This window comes from Barnesiella sp. WM24 (assembly GCF_004570975.1).
In the GTDB taxonomy this organism is placed as follows: domain Bacteria; phylum Bacteroidota; class Bacteroidia; order Bacteroidales; family Muribaculaceae; genus Muribaculum.
On sequence record NZ_SPPC01000030.1, the window covers coordinates 1 to 1,075 of the forward strand.

Annotated in this window: 1 protein-coding gene; it reads left to right on the forward strand. The window is 39.9% G+C overall.

Translation table 11 applies throughout. From position 1 onward, the window contains the following. The first annotated feature begins 150 nt into the window (after positions 1-150). Positions 151-1,053: an IS982 family transposase gene (locus E4T81_RS15485; protein ID WP_135046157.1), complete on the forward strand. Its 903-nt coding sequence runs from the start codon at positions 151-153 to the stop codon at positions 1,051-1,053. Positions 1,054-1,075: the final 22 nt, after the last annotated feature.

Consider the following 1,075-nt stretch of genomic DNA (forward strand, 5'->3'; position numbering starts at 1 on the left):
TAACGTGAGTTCGATATAATAATTCTGCTGTCCAACAATAAAACAATCAGCCATTTAGTATAAAACTAAGTGGCTGATTTTCTTGGTATTATCGCGAAAAATTCGTAAATTTATAGTGTCCAATTATAACATTTACAAGCATTTGCCGCTATGATTACCGAGAACAAAATTACTGAAATTTTCTGTCTTGCCGATGACTTCTGCAAGTATTTTTCTTCTGAGCTCAAAAAACATCAGATCAGCGATGGCAAAGTCCATCGCAATAAGCCTGGACGGCTTTCGGATGCAGAGGTCATAACTATACTGATCCTATTTCACTGCAAGGGCTTCAGGTGTCTAAAACATTTCTACACTCAATATGTCTGCAAACATCTTACTCATCTGTTTCCCAACACTGTGTCATACAATAGATTTGTTGAGTTGCAGAAATCAGTACTGCTACCCCTGACTGTATTCATCAAAGAGGTGCTGCTGGGGAGTTGTACCGGCATTGCGTATGTTGACTCAACGCCATTGAGAGTCTGCAAGCATCAGCGTATACTTATACACAAGACATTCAAAGGGATAGCTGAAAGGGGCAAGTGTTCGATGGGATGGTTCTTTGGGTTCAAACTGCATCTAATCATAAATGATAAGGGGGAAATCCTGAACTTTATGTTCACTCCCGGCAATGTGGATGACCGGGAGCCTCTTTACTCGGAATCCTTCATCGAGAATGTCAAAGGTAAACTTTGTGGTGATAAAGGATATATCGGCAAAAAACTGTTTGAGTTCCTTTTCATGAACGGGATTCAACTCGTTACCAAGGTTAAGAACAACATGAAGAACTCGCTGATGTCCGTGGCTGACAAAATTATGCTTCGCAAAAGAGCTCTTGTTGAATCTGTTAACGATGAACTTAAAAATATAGCTCAGATAGAACACTCAAGGCATCGGTCTTTCGCAAATTTCATCACCAATGCCTTGAGTGCTATCGCTGCTTACTGTTTTTTTCCAAAGAAACCGTCTATCTCTTTGGAGTTTGTGACAGATAACCAGCTAACTTTGTTCTGATTGCTTATATCGAACTCACGTT

Coding starts and splice junctions, on each gene's coding strand:
- E4T81_RS15485 (WP_135046157.1), top strand. CDS start 151: ATGATTACCGAGAACAAAATTACTGAAATTTTCTGTCTTGCCGATGAC.